Consider the following 19923-nt stretch of genomic DNA (forward strand, 5'->3'; position numbering starts at 1 on the left):
CCGTAAGCTCTGTTCATGACAGCCCATACCGAGACGGGGACCGCGACCCCGGCAGGAGAACCGCGGGGGCGCTTCTGGGCGCCCGGCGAGCAGGTGCTGTGGCGCTACCGGGGCAACGGTACGGACGCGGTGCACATCGCCCGCCCGGTGACCGTGGTGCGCGACGACGCGGAACTGCTCGCGGTGTGGATGGCGCCCGGCACGCCGGTGGTGCGCCCGGTGCTCGCGGACGGTACACCGGTCCACCGGGAGCCGCTGGCGACCCGGTACGTCAAGCCGCGGACCACCAGGGTGGAGAAGTGGTGGGGTGCGGGCGTCCTCAAGCTCGCCCGTCCGGGTGAGCCGTGGTCGGTGTGGTTGTTCTGGGACCAGGAGTGGCGGTTCCGCAGCTGGTACGTGAACCTGGAGGAGCCGCTGCGCCGCTGGTCGGGCGGAGTGGACTCGGAGGACCACTTCCTGGATATCGCGGTGCACCAGGACCGCAGCTGGCGGTGGCTCGACGAGGACGAATTCGCCCAGGCGCAGGCCGACGGCCTGATGCCGGCGGCGCTCGCGGCGCAGGTACGGCGCGCGGGCCTGCGGGCGGTCGGGGTGATCAGGGCCTGGGGCCCGCCGTTCAGCGAGGGCTGGCAGGACTGGCGGCCCGACCCGCGGTGGCCGCTTCCGGCGCTGCCGGCGGACTGGGACCGTCCGGCGGACAATCCCGGGGATATAGGCCGCGACCAGCGCGGGGACCGGGCCGAGGAGCGTTTCGCGGTCCGGCCCGCGAGACGATCCGCCTGAACCCCTTGTTGCGCCCCTCACCGCCAACCGTAGGATCGTTCTCCGGGCATCGCACAAACGCCGGTCACGGCCTAGAGTTTGACGCCGCGTCACCGGTGCGCCGGCGCACACCGGGTGCGGCCGTTCGCGCGCACGTACGCCCGCATGGCCCGCATCAGCCCATCACGATCCGAGCAGCAGTCAGGGAGGCCCTGAACAGTGGGAACCGGCGGCGACGAGCGCGATGGGACGACGCAGGGCACACCGGGCAGCCCGGCCGGCCCCGCCGATCCGGCCGTTCCGGCCGACGACCGGCCGTGGGGGCGTGAGGAGCAGGCCGACGCCTTCGACGCGATCGGCGACCGGTACGACGAGGCCTTCCCGCACAAGGAGGGCCAGCTCGCCGCGGGCGGCTGGCTGGCGGCCTCGGTGCCGCCCGGCTCCCGGGTGCTCGACCTCGGCTGCGGCACCGGGCTGCCGACCGCGGGGCAGCTGGCCGACGCGGGGCTGCGGGTCACCGGCGTGGACCTGTCCGCCGGGATGATCACCAGGGCCAGGGCCAATGTCCCGGCGGCGCAGTTCCTGCGGGCCGACATCGCGCACCTGCCCGCCGGCGAACCGCTGGCGCCCGGCTCCTTCGCCGGCGTCGCCGCCTTCTTCTCGCTGCTGATGCTGCGCCGTGCGGAGATCCCGCCCGCCCTGCTGGCGATCCATACGCTGCTGGAGCCCGGCGGGCTGCTGGCGCTGTCGATGGTCGAGGCGGATGTGGACGATGTGCCGATTCCGTTCCTCGGTCACACGATCCGGGTATCCGGTTATCTACGGGACGAACTGCGACAGGTCGTCACGGATGCGGGCTTCGAGGTGATCAAGGAGGATGCGTACGCGTACGCGCCTGCCAGTACGGACGTGCCGCCCGAGCAGCAGATCTTCCTCTCCTGCCGGCGCGGGTGAACGCGGCACGCCTCCGGGGCACCACCATCGACACGAACCCAGGCACGAACGCAGGTAACGCAGACACCGATCAGGCCCGATCCCGCCGCGGCCAGCGCGTGGCGCACAGACGGATGGAAAGACTCGCGTGACCACGGACCCGCCCCGACCACCCAGGCACACCGCCGCGCCTGCGCCGGACCCGCGTGGCGGCTACAGCCTGCCGGAGAATCCGAAGGACAACGTGCCGGAGCCGCTGACCGGCCCGCCCGCCGGGCCGCTGACGGACGCCCCCGCCCGACCGGGCGCACCGCAGGACGACGCGGCCGACCCGCCGCACCGGTCCGCGCCGCCGGAGGCGGCGGGACACCGCGACCACGACCACGACCGTCCCGACCCGGACGCGGGCTGCGGCGGCCGGGACCAGGGCGCGGCAGCGCCGCACCACGACCAGCGCCCCGGTGGGGAGCCGCCGACGACCTTCGTCGGCACCCCGTCCCGCGGCACCCCCATTGAAGCGGCCGGGCACCCGGCGGACGAGGAGTCGGCGGGGATGCGTATCCCGATGCCGGCGCAGACGGGCCCGGAGGCCGACCGGCTGCGCTACGTCGGCGCGGCCACCCGGCGGATCGCCCGCGGGGTCGACCTCGACGAGATCCTGCTGGGACTGTGCCGCTCAGCGGTGCCGGCCTTCGCCGACGCGATCCTGGTCTATCTGCGCGAGCCGCTGCCGGTCGGCGACGAGCGCCCCTCAGGACCGCTGCGGCTGCGGCTGCGCCGCTCCGACGGCGGACTCGAAGGCCCGTCGGAGCCCGACGACGACGCACCGGTCGGCGCCACCCCGCTGCTGCCCGCGCTGCTGCCGACAATGGAGCCGTCGTTCGGCGGTACGGGCGACTCCATCGGCGTCCTGCTCGACGGGCCGCTCGCCGAGGTGCTGCGCGGGGTCCGCCCGGTCTTCGCGGACTCGGTACGGGCCGCCGACGCGCTGGCCGAACTGCTCGGCCACCCGGACGACGCGGTCGGCCTGCCCACCGGGCGCCGGGCGCTGCTCGCCCCCTTGCGCGGCCGGCGCCGGGTGATCGGCGCGGCGGTCCTGCTGCGGCGGGCGGGCCGGCCGCCGTTCGAGTCCGACGACCTGCTGGTCGCCGCCCAGCTCGCCACGCACACCGCGCTGGGCGTGGACAAGGCGGTGCTGTACGGGCGCGAGGCGTACATCGCGGACGCCCTGCAACGCGAAATGCTGCCCGACTCGCTCCCCCAGCCCACCGGTGTCCAGCTGGCCAGCCGGTATCTTCCGGCCGCCGAGTCCGCGCGGGTCGGCGGCGACTGGTACGACGCGATCCCGCTGCCCGGCAGCCGGGTGGCGCTGGTGGTCGGCGACGTCATGGGCCACTCCATGACCTCGGCGGCGATCATGGGCCAGCTGCGTACCACCGTCCAGACGCTGGCCGGGCTCGACCTGGCCCCGCAGGAGGTGCTCTACCACCTCGACGAGCAGGCCCAGCGGCTCGGCCAGGACCGCATGGCGACCTGCGTCTACGCCGTCTACGACCCGATCGCGCACCGGCTGATCGTGGCCAACGCCGGTCACCCGCCGCCCTTGCTGCTGCACGCGGACGGCCTCGCCGAGGTGCTCCGGGTGCCGCCGGGCGCCCCGATCGGCGTCGGCGGGGTGCCCTTCGAGGCCGTCGAGCTGCCCGCGCCCGCCGGGGCGACGCTGCTGCTCTACACCGACGGCCTGGTGGAGTCCCGCAGCCGGGACGTGTGGGGCGGCATCGAACTGCTGCGGGAACGGCTGCACGACGCCGCGTCCGTCGTCTCCCCGCCGCCGCTGGAGCCGCTGTGCGACGAGGTGCTGGAGATCCTCGGGCCCGGCGACCGGGACGACGACATCGCGCTGCTCGCGGCCCGCTTCGACGGCATCGCGCCCAGCGACGTCGCCTACTGGTTCCTCGAGCCGCAGCCGCAGACCCCCGGCCGGGCCCGCCGCCTGGTCCGCCAGGCGCTGCGCCGCTGGGACCTTGAGGACCAGTTGGAGGCGGCCGAGCTGCTCGTCAGCGAGATCGTCACCAACGCGGTGCGGTACGCCGAACGGCCGATCACGCTGCGGCTGCTGCGTACGGATGTCCTGCGCTGCGAGGTCGGCGACGACGCGCCGCTGCTTCCCCGGATGCGCCACGCGGCGCCCGAGGAGGAGGGCGGGCGCGGGCTCTACCTCGTCAACCGGATGGCGCAGCGGTGGGGAGCGACTCGCTTGGGCGCGGGCAAGGTGGTCTGGTTCGAGCTCCCCCTCTGACCTCGCCCCCTCCCGGAGCACCCGTACCCCGGACAGGAAGCCTGCGCCGGTGGGCACGCCTCCGCTGCCGCGGGGCTGGGGTGACCGCTGGGTCGGTCGGCGCCCTTCCGCTGCCGCGGGGCTGGGGTGCCCTTGACGCAAGGGGGTGCCCCTTCCCCGGGCACGGGGGTGGTGCGGTGCCCTGTCGGCTGGGGGTGCCCCCAGGCGAAGCTCTGGGGGCGGAACTGCGCGAGCAACCCGCCACCGGCCGGTGGTCCGGATGCGACAGCGACAGCCCCTTTCGCCCGGTGGCGACCCGCACCCCGCCGATGGCCGGCCGCGCAGTTCCCCGCGCCCCGGGGCAGCGGCGCCGCACCGCCGCACGACTCGTGGTGGGTCCCCCGCGCCCCGGAACGACTCGCGCACCCGGCAGCGCGTAAGCCCGCCCAGCGGAACCCCTGCCGCCGCGCAGCGCAAGCGCGCCCCCTGCGGAGGGGAGCCGCACGAACGGGGGTCGCAGGGGAGAGGTCACCCCCTTGCGCGGCGGAGCCGAAATGCTTGGGGTGGCGTCGGGTGGGAAGTTGGGTACACGCCACGTGACCCACACCCCGGTGATCCATGCGGCACCGGGCGGGAGGACAAGCAGCCATGACCACCCAGAACGTACCGCCGACGACGAACAACGCGGGAATCCCGGTGGAGAGCGACGAGCATTCGCTCACGCTCGGCGCCGACGGCCCCATCCTGCTGCAGGACCACTACCTGATCGAGAAGATGGCCCAGTTCAACCGGGAACGGGTGCCGGAACGGGTCGTGCACGCCAAGGGCAGCGGGGCCTACGGGCACTTCCGGGTCACCAACGACGTCAGCCAGTTCACCAAGGCGGACCTCTTCCAGCCGGGCCGGGAGACGAAGATGCTGGCCCGCTTCTCGACGGTGGCCGGCGAGCAGGGCAGCCCGGACAGCTGGCGGGACCCGCGCGGCTTCGCGCTGAAGTTCTACACCCAGCACGGCAACTACGACCTGGTCGGCAACAACACCCCGGTGTTCTTCGTCCGGGACACGATCAAGTTCCAGGACTTCATCCGCAGCCAGAAGCGCCGTCCGGACAACGGGCTGCGCGACAACGACATGCAGTGGGACTTCTGGACCCTGTCGCCGGAATCCGCGCACCAGGTCACCTGGCTGATGGGCGACCGCGGCATCCCGCGCACGTACCGGCACATGAACGGCTACGGCTCGCACACGTTCATGTGGATCAACGCGGGCGGCACCAAGTTCTGGGTGAAGTACCACTTCAAGACCGACCAGGGCATCGACTTCCTGCCGCAGGCCGACGCGGACGCGCTGGCCGGGGAGAACGCCGACGCGCACCGGCAGGACCTGTGGGAGTCGATCCAGCGCGGCGACCACCCGTCCTGGACGCTGTACGTGCAGGTCATGCCGTTCGAGGACGCGGCGGACTACCGCTTCAACCCGTTCGACCTGACGAAGGTGTGGCCGCACGGCGACTACCCGCTGATCGAGGTCGGCCGGATGACGCTGGACGAGAACCCGGAGGACTTCTTCGTCCACATCGAGCAGGCGGCGTTCGAGCCGTCGAGCATGGTGCCGGGCATCGGCCCGTCGCCGGACAAGATGCTGCTCGGGCGGCTGTTCTCGTACCCCGACACGCACCGCTACCGGATCGGCCCGAACTACGCGCAACTGCCGCCGAACCGGCCGCACGTACCGGTGCGCTCGTACGCCAAGGACGGCCCGATGCGCTTCGAGCCGAACCGGGTGGGCGCGCCCTACGCGCCGAACTCGTACGGCGGCCCGGCCGCCTCCCCGGAGGCGTACGGGGACATCGCCGGCTGGCAGGCGGCGGGCGAGATGGTGCGGGAGGCGTACACCCTGCACCGCGAGGACGACGACTTCGGGCAGCCGGGCACGATGGTGCGCGACGTGCTGGACGACGCGGCGCGCGAGCGGCTGGTCGGCAATGTGGCCGGGCATCTGAGCGACGGGGTCAGCGCCCCGGTGCTGGAGCGCGCCTTCGCCTACTGGCGCAGCGTCGACCGCGAGGTCGGCGACCGGATCGCGGCGGCCGTCAAGACCGGCTGACCCTCCCCCGCAGGACCGCAGGACCGCAGGACCGCAGCCCCGCGGCACGTGCTGACAGCCCCGTGCCCCGGGGCTGCATTGCTCCCACTGGCAGAAAATGTGCTATCAATATGCTAGACCGATCGACGAAGAAGCAGGGGGAACCCCATGTCGCAGCCCACAGGACCGCAGCAGCCGTCCAGAACGTCCACCGACGCCGAGATACCCGAGATGCCCGCGCCCCGGGTCCACGAGCGGCGTGCCGTCGGGATGCCGGGGCTGCCGTTCCTGCTGATCGCCGTGCTGGTGGTGCTCGGCGGGGCCGCGCTGATCACGGTCGGCGGCGTACGCGCCAAGGACCACCCGGGCGCGGTGGCGACCGTCCTGATCGCGCTCGGCATCGTGATCGTCGTCGGCGCGCTCATCACGCTCTTCGGCCTCACCCAGGTCGCGCCGGGCCAGGCCCGGGTGTGCCAGCTGTTCGGCCGCTACCAGGGCACCATCCGGCAGGACGGCCTGCGCTGGGTGAACCCGTTCACCAGCCGCCGCAAGATCTCCACCCGGCTGCGCAACCACGAGACCGCGGTGCTCAAGGTCAACGACGCCTACGGCAACCCGATCGAGCTGGCCGCCGTGGTGGTCTGGCAGGTCGCCGACACCGCGCAGGCGGTCTTCGAGGTGGACGACTACGTCAAGTTCGTCGGCATCCAGACCGACACGGCCGTCCGGCACATCGCGACCAACTACCCGTACGACGCGCACGACGGCACGTCGGTGTCGCTGCGCGGCAATTCCGAGGACATCACCGAGCGGCTGTCGGTCGAGATCGCCGCGCGGGTCGACTCGGCCGGCGTGAAGATCATCGAGTCCCGCTTCACCCACCTCGCCTACGCGCCCGAGATCGCCTCGGCGATGCTCCAGCGGCAGCAGGCCGGCGCGATCGTGGCGGCGCGGCAGACCATCGTGGACGGCGCGGTCGGCATGGTCGAGTCGGCGCTGTCCAGGATCGCCGAGCAGGGCATCGTCGAGCTGGACGAGGAGCGCAAGGCCAGCATGGTGAGCAATCTGCTGGTGGTGCTCTGCGGCGACCGCGCGGCCCAGCCGGTGCTCAACACGGGGACCCTCTACCAGTGACGGAGCGCCCGACGTGACGGAGCCCGGCGAACCCGGCGCCGACCGCACCCAGAGCACCGGCCCGCCCGAGCCGGCCGGTGCGCCCGCCCGCACCCGCGGGGCGCGCAAGCAGGTGCTGCTGCGGCTCGACCCCGCCGTCCATGACGCGCTCGCGTCCTGGGCGGCGGGCGAACTGCGCAGCACCAACGCCCAGATCGAGTTCCTGCTGCGCCGCGCGCTGGCAGACGCGGGCAGGCTCCCGTCGGCCGCGGGCCCGATTCCGCGCCGCGGCCGCCCGCCGAAGACCGAACCTTCCTCACCTCCGGACACCGCCGTCTGACCTGCGGCAATGCCGTCCCGATGCCCGGAGGCGCCAGTTATTCACCATGGGTATACACGTGATGTATACCCATGGTGTACTGTGCTCCGCATGTCAATCGGCCACACCCTGCTCGGACTCCTGGAGTCCGGCCCGCGCCACGGTTACGACCTCAAGCGCGCCTTCGACGAACGCTTCGGACACGACCGGCCGCTCGCGTACGGCCAGGTCTACTCGACGATGGCCAGGCTGCTGAAGAACGGCCTGGTCGAGGTCGACGGGATAGAGCCGGGCGGCGGCCCCGAGCGCAAGCGGTACGCCATCACCGACGCCGGTGTGACCGATGTCGAGGCCTGGCTCTCGCAGCCCGAGAAGCCCGAGCCGTATCTGCAGACGACCCTCTACACCAAGGTCGTCCTCGCCCTGCTGACCGGCCGGCCCGCGGCCGACCTGCTGGACACCCAGCGCGCCGAACACCTGCGGCTGATGCGCGAGCTGACCCGGCGCAAGTCCGCCGGCGACCTCAGCGACCAGCTGATCTGCGACCACGCGCTCTTCCATCTCGAAGCCGACCTGCGGTGGCTGGAACTGACCGCCGCCCGGCTCGACCAGCTCGCCACCGAGGTGACCAAGTGACCGCCACAGCCCAGGAACCCCTGCTCGTCGCGACCGGCCTGCGCAAGGCCTACGGCCCGACCCCCGCACTGGACGGCGCCGATCTGACAGTGCGGTCCGGTGAGGTGGTCGCCGTGATGGGACCCTCGGGATCCGGCAAGTCCACACTGCTGCACTGCCTGGCCGGGATCGTCACCCCCGACGCCGGCGAGGTCCGCTACCGCGGGCGCGACCTGGCGGCGATGTCAGACAGCGGACGCAGCGCCCTGCGGCGTACGGACTTCGGCTTCGTCTTCCAGTTCGGCCAGCTCGTGCCCGAGCTGACCTGCCTGGAGAACGTGGCGATGCCGATGCGGCTCGGCGGCCGCAAGCGCAAGGAGGCCGAGGCGCAGGCCGCCAAGTGGCTGGAGCGCCTGGAGGTCACCGACATCGCGGGCAAGCGGCCCGGCGAGGTCTCCGGCGGCCAGGGCCAGCGGGTCGCGGTGGCCCGCGCCCTGGTCGGCGGCCCCCGGGTGGTCTTCGCCGACGAGCCGACCGGCGCGCTGGACTCGCTGAACGGCGAGCGGGTGATGCGGCTGCTGACCGAAGCCGCGCACGACACCGGCGCCGCCGTCGTCCTGGTCACCCACGAAGCGCGGGTGGCCGCGTACTCGGACCGGGAGATCGTCGTGCGGGACGGGAAGTCCCGCGACATGGAACGCGTGTCATGACGTCCTCGCACGAGCCCCTCGCCGGCTTCGACGCCACCGCCGGCGGCCCCCGCGGCGACCGGGCACCGGAACCGTCCGCCGACGCGCGGACCTGGCTGCGCGATCTGCTGCTCGGCGCGCGCTTCGCGGCCGGCGGCGGACGCGAGGGCTGGACGCGTACGGTGCTGACCGCCGTCGGCGTCGCGCTCGGCGTGACGCTGCTGCTGCTGGCCGCCGCGGTGCCGGCGATGATGCACACCCGCGACGACCGGCGCATGGCCCGCGACACCCTGTCGTTCGGCCAGCCGGTCAAACCGAGCGACCACAGCTTCCTGTTCGCCGACGCGAGCACCATCTACCGCGACAAGACGATCACCGGTGTCCTGCTGCACCCGGACGGACCCGCCGCGAAGCCGCCGCCCGGTGTCACGGCGATGCCGCCGCCCGGGCAGATGGTGGTCTCCCCCGCGCTGAAGAAGCTGCTGGCGTCCGCGCCGCTGCTGCGCGAGCGCCTCCCGTACAAGATCACCGGCACCATAGGCAAGGCCGGGCTGATGGGACCGGCCGACCTGTACTACTACGCGGGCAGCGACAAGCTCGTCGCCCACGACTCGCTCGGGGCGCACGGCAGCGCCGACCGGCTGGACGGCTTCGGCCGCGAGAGCAGTCACGAGGCCCAGGGGCCGGTCTTCGACCTGCTGCTGGTGATGGTCCTGGTGGTGCTGCTGCTGCCGGTCGCGGTCTTCATCGGCACCGCCGTACGCCTCGGCGGTGAACGCCGGGACCGGCGGCTCGCGGCACTGCGGCTGGTGGGCGCCGACATCCGGATGACCCGCCGGGTCGCGGCCGGCGAGGCGCTGTTCGGCGCGCTGTTCGGGGTGCTGCTGGGCGGGGTGTTCTTCCTGATCGCCCGGCAGTTCGCGGCCCGCATCTCCATCAGGGACATCTCCGCCTTCCCCTCCGACCTGATGCCGAACACCGCGCTGACCGTACTGATCGCGGTCTCGGTGCCCGTCGCGTCGATCGCGGTGACCCTGCTCAGCCTGCGCGGTACGGTCATCGAACCGCTCGGCGTGGTCCGGCAGGGCGTCGGACGGCGGCGCAGGCTCTGGTGGCGGCTGCTGATCCCGGTCGCGGGACTGGCCCTGCTCGTCCCGCTGTTCGGCAAGGTCAGGGGCACCGCACCGATCAACGAGTACCAGATCGCGACCGGCACGATCCTGCTGCTGATCGGGGTCACCGCGGTGCTGCCGTGGCTGGTCGAGACGGCGGTGGGAAGGCTGCGCGGCGGTCCGGTCGCCTGGCAGCTCGCCACCCGCAGGCTCCAGCTGAACAGCAACGCCTCGGCCCGGATGGTCAGCGGTGTGACGGTGGCCGTCGCCGGCGCCATCGCGCTGCAGATGCTCTTCACCGCGGTCAGCGGCGACTTCGTGTCCGACACCGGCGCCGACCCGACCCGCGCCCAGATGACGGTCACCACCAACGACACCACCAGCGAACAGACCACCCGCGACATCCGGCAGGTCGCCGCGACCAAGGGCGTGCACGAGGCGGTCGGCTATCTGCGGTCCCAGGCCACCCGGCCCGACGCGTCCACCCTCAAGGGCGGGAGCCCGGACTACACCTATCTGCCGGTGACCGTCGGCGACTGTACGACACTGCGGCAGCTGGCCGTCATCAGCAGCTGCGGCCCTGGCAGCACCTTCGTGGTGCCGCCGCCCAGCGAGCAGGACAACGGCGACGCGCTGCCGTACCTCAAGGCGGGCGGCAGGATCGACCTCAACACCAGCTACACAGAGCGCTACGCCGGCACCCCGAGGCTGTGGACGATCCCGGCGCACACGCCGACCGCGGCGGTGCGGACCGACCCGGCCGGTGACCAGGTGTGGGGCATTTTCGCCACTCCCGAGGCCATCGACGGCAGCGAGCTGTTCGACCCGGACTCGCGGATCATGGTCGGCCTCGACAGCCGCCAGCACGACGCCGCCGAGTACGTGCGCAACACCGCGGCGACCTTCGGGGTCGGCACGTACGTGATGGACATCAGCGGCACCCGCACGACGGGCGCCTACGTCCAGCTGCGCCGGGGCCTGTTCGCCGGTGCGACCCTCACCATGGCGCTGATCGGCGCCAGCCTGCTGGTGACGATGCTGGAGCAGCTGCGGGACCGCAAGAAGCTGCTGGCGGTGCTGGTCGCCTTCGGCACGAAGCGCAGTGCGCTGGGCTGGTCGGTGCTGTGGCAAACCACCATCCCGGTGGTCCTCGGCCTGGCGCTGGCCGTGGCGGGCGGTATCGGCCTGGGCGCGGCGCTGCTGGCGATGGTGGGCCGGTCCTTCCACATGGACTGGGGCAGCGTCGCGATCATGTCGGCGATCGGCGCCGCCGTGGTCCTGGCGGTGACCCTGCTGAGCCTGCCACCCCTGTGGCGCCTCATGCGCCCGGACGGCCTCCACACGGAATAGCCCACAGGGCAGCTCGTGAGTGGGGGGCTGGGCGCGGGGAACGGCGCGCCCGGCCCCCCACTCGCCGTCATATGGCGACGGCTGCCACCACCCCAGGGGCGCGGGGAACGGCGCGAGCGACCACCCACCGTCCGGTGGTCCGGAGCGGACCGAACAGCCCCTCCGGGCCGGAACGACCCGCGCGACCGGTGGGGGCCGGCCGCGCAGTTCCCCGCGCCCCTGTGGGGCGCCCCCTTGTGCGGAGGCACCGCGGAAGCACCGCAGCCTCGGGGGGCGCCCCCTTGCCGGAGGGGCGCCGCAGAACTTTCGCACCCCTGGCGGGAGCCCTACGCCGGGTCGGGGGCCGGTTCCGGATCAGGGACGGCGTCCGGGACGTCGTCCGGGACGGGGGCGGGGTCCGGCGCCGGCCCGGGGGCGGAGGGAGCCGTCGCCATGGCCCTCTCGCGGGAGTACGCGCGGAGGTAGCCGACCACCGTGTTGCTCACCGCGACGAGCGGGACCGCCACCACCGCCCCGCCGATGCCCGCGACGAGCGAACCCGCCGCCACGGACAGGACCACCGCCAGCGGGTGGACGCGTACCGCCCGGCCCAGGATGAAGGGCTGCAGGATGTGGCCCTCGATCTGCTGCACCGCCAGCACCACCGCCAGCACCATCAGCGCGGTGAACGGCCCCTCCGTCACCAGGGCCACCACGACGGCGATGAAGCCGGAGGCGACCGCGCCGACCAGCGGGACGAACGACGACAGGAAGATGACGACGGCCAGCGGCACCGCCATCGGCACGCCGAGGAAGAAGATGCCGACGCCGATGCATATCGCGTCGATCAGGGCGACGATCACCGTGCCCCGCACGTACAGCGTCAGCGTCCGCCACGCGCGTGGCCCGGCGCCGGCCAGCCCTCCCCTGGCGGCCTCGGGGAAGAGCCGCAGCACCCACTTCCAGATGTTCGGGCCGTCGTAGAGCAGGAACAGCGTGCTGAACATCGTCAGCAGCATGCCGGTCAGCAGCTCGACGATGACCGTGACGCCTTCGAGCCCGGCGTCGGTGAGCGCCTTGGTGTTGGACCCGATGGCGTCGCTGAGGTTCTTCGCGACCTGGTTGATCTGGTCGTCGGTCACATGGAAGGGGCTGTTCAGCAGCCACTTCTTGCCCTCGGCGATACCGTCCTGGAGGCTGCCCGACAGATTGTCGATGTTGTCCATCACCTGCCAGACGACGAACCAGCCGACCAGGCCCATGACGACGAAGCCGCCGCAGAAGACCATCGCGGTGGCCAACCCGCGCGGCACGCCGATTCTTTTCAGCCGGGCCACGAACGGCTGGAGCAGCGCGGTGATCAGCAGCGCTGCCACGAAGGCCAGCACCACCAGGCGCACCGCGCCGATCACCCGCATCAGCACCCAGACCGTGCCGGCCAGGATCAGCAGCCGCCAGCCCAGCTCGGCGGCGACCCGCATGCTCCACGGCACCACCGTGGCCGGGTCGCTCTGCGGCACGGTCCGCTGGGCCGGGACCGCCGGCGCGGGCGCGGCACCCTCGGGCGCGGGGTCGTCCGACCCTGCGTCCGGCGCCGGCCCGGGCTCCGGCCGCGGTACGGGACTGATCAGCGACAGGTCCTCGGCCGCGTCCCGCGCGGTGACCTCGGAATGCCGCTCTTCGAGCCGGCCCGCGAGGTTGGCCAGCCCGGCTGCGAGCGCGGTATTCCAGTGGCGCTTCTCCGGCATCGCTCTCCCCCGCCCTTGACCGTCTTTTTGCACTGCTGTGCAGGACGACGTTACCCGCCGCCCGGGTTGCCTCCGCGTCCGCACCCGCGCCGAGGCGGTCGGGCGGCACGGGAAAACCCCCGGCCCATGCGGGCTCGGGGGTTTTCACGACGACGGCCGGCCGGTACGCGGTCGGCCTAGTAGTAGTGGTTCGCCTGCCAGAACGACCAGGCGTCGCAGGGACTGCCGTAGCGGACGTTCATGTAGTTGAGGCCCCACTTTATCTGCGTGGCCGGATTGGTCCGCCAGTCGGCGCCCGCCGAGGCCATCTTGGAGCCGGGGAGCGCCTGGACGAGGCCGTACGCGCCGGAGGAGGCGTTGCTGGCGGTGTAGCGCCAGCCGCTCTCCCGCGTCACGATGTTGGAGAAGCAGGCGTACTGCCCACTGCCCACGATCTGCTTGGCCATCGCCTGGACCTCGGCGACCGTGTAGTTGGCCTGGACCGGGAAGCTGGCACGCGAGTCGCCGCGGCTGGCAGCCAGGGTCTTGGCACGCTCCTTGGCCGCCGCGTCGTCCGCCGCCTTCTTCTTCGCCGCGGCGTCCTGCGCCGCCTGCTTGCGGGCGGACTGCTCCGCGGCCTGCCGCGCCGTCGCGTCGGCGGCGTCGGACTGTGCCTGCACCTGGTCGGTCAACGACGCCTGCTGAACCTGCTGTCCAGCGGGAATGTCCGCAAGAAGGGTCGTCGTCCCGGCGGCTTCCACAGGCTCATTGGCTGTGCCCTGGTCTGCGCCCGACGCGACGCCCACAACGGCGCCCACAGTGGTGACCGCAGTGGCTGACGCCACCGCGAATCCCCGGACCGAGATCCGGCTCACACGGTTTCCTTCCGGCATCGCCCGATTGGTGACCGCACGGGCGAAATCGTGCCCCTGGCACTGCCCCCCTCTCCGGTCCGCCGTACGGGCCGGTCGGTCACAGGGGTACTGGCCCGGTGCGAAGTCCGTGGCGGATTCGCGTACTGCTCGGGCGGCTCATGGCGGTCCTTGTTGACTTGTGTGGTGGTGCTGTCCCGTTCCCCGAGGGGTCCGGGTGTGCCATGAGCGGGGCCTGACAGCCTCACACCCTGCCGTACGCGGACGCCGCGCGGCAATTTCCGGTTGAGTGGCAAAGGTCACATCGAGTGGTGTGCGTCGTTCCTCGCCCTCGCGGCCCGGAAAACGCTAGGCTGCTGCGCCCTCCGCGGAGGGCGCAGCAGCCTCAACTCACGTCATCGATGGGCAAATCGGGTGATCGTACAAGACGATCAGGCCCCGCCGTCCTCCAGCATCTCGGTCACCAGCGCGGCGATCGGGGAGCGCTCGGAACGGGTGAGGGTCACATGGGCGAACAGCGGATGTCCCTTCAGCTTCTCCACCACGGCGACCACTCCGTCGTACCGGCCCACCCTGAGGTTGTCGCGCTGCGCCACGTCGTGGGTGAGCACCACCCGCGAGCCGGCGCCGATCCTGGACAGGACCGTCAGCAGCACGTTGCGCTCCAGCGACTGGGCCTCGTCCACGATCACGAAGGCGTCGTGCAGCGAGCGGCCCCTGATGTGGGTCAGCGGCAGCACTTCGAGCATGCCTCGGGCCACCACCTCCTCGATGACCTCCTTGGAGGTCACCGCGGACAGCGTGTCGAAGACGGCCTGAGCCCACGGGCTCATCTTCTCCGCCTCGCTGCCCGGCAGATAGCCCAGCTCCTGGCCGCCCACCGCGTACAGCGGCCGGAAGACCATCACCTTGCGGTGCTGGCGGCGCTCCAGGACCGCTTCCAGGCCCGCGCACAGGGCGAGCGCCGACTTGCCGGTGCCCGCGCGTCCGCCCATCGACACGATGCCGACGTCCGGGTCCAGCAGCAGGTCCAGCGCGATGCGCTGTTCCGCGCTGCGGCCGTGGATGCCGAACGCCTCGCGGTCGCCGCGCACCAGCCGCACCCGGCCGTCCGGGGTGACCCGGCCCAGCGCCTTGCCGCGCTCCGACTGGAGCACGAGCCCGGTGTGCACCGGCAGGTCCGCCGCCTCCGCCAGCTCGACCGTCTCCTGCGAGAACAGCGCGTCGACCTCGTCGGCGCCGACCGTCAGCTCCTCCATGCCGGTCCAGCCCGACGTGATCGCCAGCTCGGCCCGGTACTCCTCGGCCAGCAGGCCGACGGAGGACGCCTTCACCCGCAGCGGCAGGTCCTTGGACACGACGGTGACGTCGTACCCCTCGGCCTGCAGATTGCGGGCGACCGCCAGGATGCGCGAGTCGTTGTCGCCGAGCCGGAAGCCCGCAGGGAGCACCCCGGGGTCCGAGTGGTTCAGCTCGACCCTGAGAGTGCCGCCGAAGTCGCCGATCGGAATCGGTGCGTCGAGCCGGCCGAACCTGATCCGGAACTCGTCGAGCAGCCGCAACGCCTGGCGGGCGAAGTAGCCGAGCTCCGGGTGGTGGCGCTTGGCTTCCAACTCCGTCACCACGACGACGGGCAGCACGACCTCGTGCTCGTCGAAACGGGTGAAGGCATTGGGGTCTGCGAGCAGCACGCTGGTGTCGAGTACGTACGTGCGCCGGTCGTGAACACGGCGATTCTTGCTGGTCACCACGTGTGGACGAACCCCCTCGGGGAGAGGTGAGGCTGCGGTCCGGCAACCGTGGGCCGGATGCCGGTCTGCCAGTGGTATGCCCGGGAAATCCGGTACCCATGCGGATGCATATGACAGTCACCCGACGGTCATGATCCGGTCACCGGCCGCTCGCCCCCGGTTCGGCGGCGGGGCGGACCGCGACACCAGCCACGGTAACTCCGCCGGCTGTGCCGTCAACAGCCGTTTTGTCCAGGTCAGCGCCCGGCTACGCTCCGTAGCGCCGGTGCCGGGCGGCGTAGTCCCGCAGCGCCCGCAGGAAATCCACCTTGCGGAAGGCGGGCCAGAAGACCTCGCAGAAGTAGTACTCGGAGTGCGCGCTCTGCCAGAGCATGAAGCCGGACAGCCGCTGCTCGCCCGACGTGCGGATCACCAGGTCGGGGTCGGGCTGGCCGCGGGTGTAGAGGTGCTCCGAGATGTGCTCGACGTCCAGGATCTCGGCCAGGTCCTCGATGGAGGTGCCGCGCCCGGCGTGCTCGTACAGCAGCGAGCGGACCGCGTCGGCGATCTCCTGCCGGCCGCCGTAGCCGACCGCGACGTTCACCAGCAGGCCGCCGATGCCGTGGGTGGCCTGTTCCGCCTCCTTGAGCACCGCCCGCGTCCTGTCGGGGAGCAGGTCCATCGTGCCCACGTGGTGGACCCGCCAGCGGCCGGTGGCGGCCAGCCCGGTGACCGCGTCCTCGATGATGCCCAGCAGCGGCACCAGCTCGCCGGAGGGCCGGTCGAAGTTGTCGGTGGACAGCAGCCACAGGGTGACCACCTCGACACCGGTCTCCTCGCACCAGCCCAGCAGCTCGGAGATCTTGTCCGCGCCCGCCTGGTGGCCCTGCTCCGCGGTGCTGCTCGCCGCCTTCGCCCAGCGCCGGTTCCCGTCGAGGATGACACCGATGTGCTTGGGACCCTGGGCCACGTCGAGCTTGCGTTCCACCCTGCGGGAGTACAGCCCGTACACCAGATCGCGCAGATTCATCGCGTACCAGCCCCTCCTGCGCTCGGTCGCTGAGGCGCCAGGGTACTGCCCGAAAGGGTGTCCGGACGAACCGGGTCGTGGCGCGGCCGGCCGCCCGGCGCGGCGGACGGACGGATCGCCGTGCAGGTAGTAAGCGGTTCGGCCGCCCGTGATAAGGAGGAACTGTGAACATCAGAAACCTCTACCGCGCCGCCGAAGAGCGCTACGGCTCCATGGAGTACCGCAGGACCGGCCGCAGCGGGCTCAAGCTGCCGGCGGTCTCCCTCGGCCTGTGGCACAACTTCGGCGACGACCGCACGCTGGACTCCCAGCGCGCCATCCTGCGCCGCGCCTTCGACCTCGGCGTCACGCACTTCGACCTGGCCAACAACTACGGCCCGCCCTACGGCGCCGCCGAGGCCAACTTCGGCACCCTGTTCGCGCAGGACTTCCGCCCCTACCGCGACGAGCTGGTCATCTCCACCAAGGCCGGCTACGACATGTGGCCCGGCCCGTACGGCGAATGGGGCTCGCGCAAGTACCTGCTGTCCTCGCTCGACCAGTCGCTCGGCCGGATGGGCCTTGACCACGTCGACATCTTCTACTCCCACCGCTACGACCCCGACACCCCGCTGGAGGAGACGATGGGCGCGCTCGCGTCCGCCGTCCAGCAGGGCAAGGCGCTCTACGTCGGCATCTCCTCCTACGGCCCCGAGCGCACCCGGGAGGCCGCCCGCATCCTGCGGGACCTGGGCGTGCCCGCGCTCATCCACCAGCCGTCGTACTCGATGATCAACCGGTGGATCGAGGACGAGGGCCTGCTCGACGTGCTGGAGGAGGAGGGCATGGGCTGCATCGGCTTCGTGCCGCTCGCCCAGGGCCTGCTGACCGACCGCTACCTCGGCGGCATCCCGGAGGGGTCGAGGGCCGCACAGGGCAAGTCCCTGAACCCGGCGCTCGTCAACGACGAGACGGTCGCCCGCTTGCGGGCGCTCAACGAGATCGCGGCCGGGCGCGGCCAGTCGCTGGCGCAGCTCGCGCTGTCCTGGGTGCTGCGTGACCCCCGGGTCACGTCCGCGCTGATCGGGGCGTCCTCGGTGGCGCAGCTGGAGGCGAATGTGGCGGCGGTCGGGGCAGCGCCGCTGACCGCGGAGGAGCTGGCGGAGATCGACCGCCACGCGGTGGAGCCGGCCGGCGTGAACCTCTGGTCGGTCAGCAGCGACGCGTAGTTGTTCTTTCGCCGGGTTCCCGCCCGGGTGCCCTCCGCGCAGGAGGACACCCGGGCGGGGCGCGGGGAACTCCGCGACCAGCCATGGCAGCGGATCAGGCGAGCCGCCACCGCAAACGGCACCCGCGTTAGCGGAAGAGGAGCGTCGCCGCGCCGGCGAGGAGCATGAAGGGGCCGAAGGGCAGCGGCGACTTACGGGTCGCGCGGCCCGTGAGGAGGAGCGCCAGGCCGACCACCGCGCCCAGGGCGAAAGCCGCGAAAGTGCCGGCGACCACCGTGCCCCATCCGTACCAGCCCAGCGGCAGCGCCACCGTGGGGGCGAGTTTGACGTCTCCGAAGCCCATGCCGGACGGGTTGATGAGGAAGAGCAGGAAGTACAGGACGCCGACGGCGGCGGCGGCGAGCAGGGCGCGGGTCCAGGAGCCCTGGTGGGACGGGAGGAGGGCGGCGGCGCCCAGCAGGGCCGCGGTGGCCGCGAAGGCGGGCAGGGTGAGGACGTCGGGCAGCCGGAAGACGCGCAGGTCGACCAGCGCGAGGGTCAGCCAGACGGGGACCAGCGCCAGCCAGACGACGAGTTCCGGGTGCGGCCCGGTGGCCGCCGCGAGGCCCGCGCAGAGCAGCGCGCTGCCCACGGCGGGGAGCGGCCCGCGGCCGTAACGGCGCCCGGGCGTACGGCAGTCGGGGCAGGACGCGGGGCCGAGCCAGCCGCGCGCGCCCGGCGGCAGGGGGTGGCCCAACGGGCAGGCGGCGGCCCATGGTTCACCGGACGGGACCGCCAACCGGTGTGCGGCACGCGGCAGTAGCAGCCCGCTCACCGTTCCCCACACGGCCGCGGCCACGATCGGATAGACATGCACCGGGCCGACCGTACACGTACACCTGCGCGAAGGGCGGGGCCATGGGCCGACGTTGGCACGACGGGGACTTCACGCTGGGCACCCCGGAGGCCGAAGTGCCGCTGCGGGTCGCGGCGTCCTACCGTGCGAGGACCCGCGGGCTGCTCGGGCGGGACGGCGTCGAGGGCGCGCTGCTGCTCACCCCGGCGTCGAGCGTGCACACCGTACGGATGCGGTTCGCGATCGACGTGGCCTATCTGGACCGGCGGCTGCGGGTGATCGCGGTCCGTACGATGCCGCCGGGGCGGGTCGGCCGGCCGCGGCTGCTGGCCCGGCACGTGCTGGAGGCCGAGGCCGGCGCGCTGGCCCGGTGGGGCGTACGCCGGGGTGTCCGGCTGGACGTCCACTGAGCCGGTTTCCGTCCGCTTTGTTCCGCATGCGGGCAATTGATGGTGCGGCGGCCCCCGGGCTGCTGATAGGCATACAGGATGTTCTCCACCACCTCCGACGAGATATCCCCGCACTCCGAGCTTCCGACCGATGACGCGCTGTGCCGGTGGGCGGCACGGGACCGTACCGCCGGGCGGGTCTTCACCCGCGGGGCGGCCGTCGCGGTGGCCGCGCCCGGGCTCTCGCTGCGCGACCGGCTGGTGGTGACCGGACCGGCCGGTGACGCGATACCCCTGGTGCGGGACGTGCTGGCGGAGGTCGGCCGCGGCTACCGGCCGTTCGGCGACCGCGGCCTCATCGACGCCCTGGTCATGGCCGTACCCGAACTGCGCCCCACGGCCGGTTTCGGCTGGATGGACCGCACGGGCGCACCCGCCGTCCGCCCCGACGGCACCGCCGGCTGGCTGCCGCCCGCCGCCGCGCCTGGCATCGCCGCCCTGCTCGACCAGGCCTTCCCGCACTCCTACGCCTACCCGGGCCGCCCCGGCGCCGGCGACCGCTGGGCGGGCATCATGCCGGCCGACGGCTCCGGCACACCCCTGACGGTCGCCGCCCTCGCCTGGTGCGCCCCCACCGTGGGCCTGCTCGCGGGCGTCGCCACCGCCCCTGCCGCCCGCGGTCGCGGCCTGGGCCGGCAGATCTGCGCCTTCGTCCTCGCCGAGGCCCTGGCCGCGTACGGCACCGCCGCGCTGGTCGTGGACGACGGCAACACCCCGGCCCTGCGGCTCTACCGCTCCCTGGGCCTCGCCTACCGCCCGCTGCGTGCGGCGGCCTTCGCGGCCTGACCGGACGCCCGGCGCGGCCGGGCACAAAAAAACGGGCCGGTTCGCAGGGGG

17 protein-coding genes are annotated in these 19923 nt (G+C 72.6%); 12 read left to right on the forward strand and 5 right to left on the reverse strand.

Features of this window, described 5'->3' with window-relative positions; genetic code table 11:
* The first annotated feature begins 15 nt into the window (after positions 1 to 15).
* From fomD to OHA86_RS13135, 9 genes are all read left to right on the forward strand, one after another.
* A complete protein-coding gene (gene fomD / locus OHA86_RS13095; RefSeq protein ID WP_329175185.1) occupies positions 16 to 783 on the forward strand; it encodes a cytidylyl-2-hydroxypropylphosphonate hydrolase in 768 nt (255 codons plus the stop codon).
* 333 nt (positions 784 to 1116) lie between these two features.
* Positions 1117 to 1716 (forward strand): class I SAM-dependent DNA methyltransferase, encoded by a 600-nt coding sequence (locus OHA86_RS13100; RefSeq protein ID WP_329182390.1) that lies wholly within the window; start codon positions 1117 to 1119, stop codon positions 1714 to 1716.
* 127 nt (positions 1717 to 1843) lie between these two features.
* Positions 1844 to 3994 carry an ATP-binding SpoIIE family protein phosphatase gene (locus OHA86_RS13105; protein ID WP_329175187.1) on the forward strand — a complete coding sequence of 717 codons (2151 nt, stop codon included), beginning with the start codon at positions 1844 to 1846 and terminating at the stop codon, positions 3992 to 3994.
* 627 nt (positions 3995 to 4621) lie between these two features.
* Complete coding sequence (locus OHA86_RS13110; protein WP_329175188.1) at positions 4622 to 6079, forward strand: catalase; 1458 nt, start codon at positions 4622 to 4624, stop codon at positions 6077 to 6079.
* Positions 6080 to 6226: 147 nt separating this feature from the next.
* Positions 6227 to 7192, forward strand: a complete 966-nt coding sequence (locus OHA86_RS13115; RefSeq protein WP_329175190.1) for an SPFH domain-containing protein — start codon at positions 6227 to 6229, stop codon at positions 7190 to 7192.
* A 112-nt stretch (positions 7193 to 7304) separates the two neighbouring features.
* Positions 7305 to 7511 carry a hypothetical protein gene (locus OHA86_RS13120; protein WP_329182391.1) on the forward strand — a complete coding sequence of 69 codons (207 nt, stop codon included), beginning with the start codon at positions 7305 to 7307 and terminating at the stop codon, positions 7509 to 7511.
* Positions 7512 to 7601: 90 nt separating this feature from the next.
* Positions 7602 to 8126: a PadR family transcriptional regulator gene (locus OHA86_RS13125; protein ID WP_329175191.1), complete on the forward strand. Its 525-nt coding sequence runs from the start codon at positions 7602 to 7604 to the stop codon at positions 8124 to 8126.
* Positions 8123 to 8815 carry an ABC transporter ATP-binding protein gene (locus OHA86_RS13130; RefSeq protein WP_329175193.1) on the forward strand — a complete coding sequence of 231 codons (693 nt, stop codon included), beginning with the start codon at positions 8123 to 8125 and terminating at the stop codon, positions 8813 to 8815. Before OHA86_RS13125 ends, OHA86_RS13130 begins: the two co-directional genes overlap by 4 nt.
* Positions 8812 to 11256: an ABC transporter permease gene (locus OHA86_RS13135; protein ID WP_329175195.1), complete on the forward strand. Its 2445-nt coding sequence runs from the start codon at positions 8812 to 8814 to the stop codon at positions 11254 to 11256. The genes OHA86_RS13130 and OHA86_RS13135 overlap by 4 nt, the downstream gene beginning before the upstream one ends.
* Positions 11257 to 11582: 326 nt before the next feature.
* On the opposite strand, the gene OHA86_RS13140 is transcribed toward OHA86_RS13135, so the two are convergent.
* From OHA86_RS13140 to OHA86_RS13155, 4 genes are all read right to left on the reverse strand, one after another.
* A complete protein-coding gene (locus tag OHA86_RS13140) occupies positions 11583 to 12983 on the reverse strand; it encodes an AI-2E family transporter (RefSeq protein ID WP_329175197.1) in 1401 nt (466 codons plus the stop codon).
* Between the two features lie 176 nt (positions 12984 to 13159).
* On the reverse strand, positions 13160 to 13654 hold the full coding sequence (locus OHA86_RS13145; protein WP_329175199.1) for a transglycosylase SLT domain-containing protein: 495 nt from the start codon (positions 13652 to 13654) through the stop codon (positions 13160 to 13162).
* Positions 13655 to 14265: 611 nt separating this feature from the next.
* Positions 14266 to 15585, reverse strand: coding sequence for a PhoH family protein (locus tag OHA86_RS13150; RefSeq protein ID WP_329175200.1), 1320 nt, complete (start codon positions 15583 to 15585; stop codon positions 14266 to 14268).
* Between the two features lie 247 nt (positions 15586 to 15832).
* Positions 15833 to 16594 (reverse strand): isoprenyl transferase, encoded by a 762-nt coding sequence (locus OHA86_RS13155; RefSeq protein ID WP_329175201.1) that lies wholly within the window; start codon positions 16592 to 16594, stop codon positions 15833 to 15835.
* Between the two features lie 164 nt (positions 16595 to 16758).
* Between OHA86_RS13155 and mgrA the strand changes: the two genes are divergently transcribed.
* On the forward strand, positions 16759 to 17802 hold the full coding sequence (gene mgrA / locus OHA86_RS13160; RefSeq protein ID WP_329175202.1) for an L-glyceraldehyde 3-phosphate reductase: 1044 nt from the start codon (positions 16759 to 16761) through the stop codon (positions 17800 to 17802).
* A 127-nt stretch (positions 17803 to 17929) separates the two neighbouring features.
* Here mgrA and OHA86_RS13165 read toward each other — a convergent pair whose 3' ends face one another.
* A complete protein-coding gene (locus tag OHA86_RS13165; protein WP_329175203.1) occupies positions 17930 to 18658 on the reverse strand; it encodes an A24 family peptidase in 729 nt (242 codons plus the stop codon).
* Between the two features lie 41 nt (positions 18659 to 18699).
* On the opposite strand from OHA86_RS13165, the gene OHA86_RS13170 reads away from it, so the two are divergent.
* Both OHA86_RS13170 and OHA86_RS13175 read left to right on the forward strand, forming a co-directional pair.
* A complete protein-coding gene (locus tag OHA86_RS13170; protein ID WP_329175205.1) occupies positions 18700 to 19047 on the forward strand; it encodes a DUF192 domain-containing protein in 348 nt (115 codons plus the stop codon).
* A 78-nt stretch (positions 19048 to 19125) separates the two neighbouring features.
* Complete coding sequence (locus OHA86_RS13175) at positions 19126 to 19872, forward strand: GNAT family N-acetyltransferase (RefSeq protein ID WP_329175207.1); 747 nt, start codon at positions 19126 to 19128, stop codon at positions 19870 to 19872.
* Positions 19873 to 19923 lie beyond the last annotated feature (51 nt).

The sequence above is a fragment of the Streptomyces sp. NBC_01477 genome, assembly GCF_036227245.1.
Classification (GTDB): Bacteria; Actinomycetota; Actinomycetes; order Streptomycetales; family Streptomycetaceae; genus Actinacidiphila.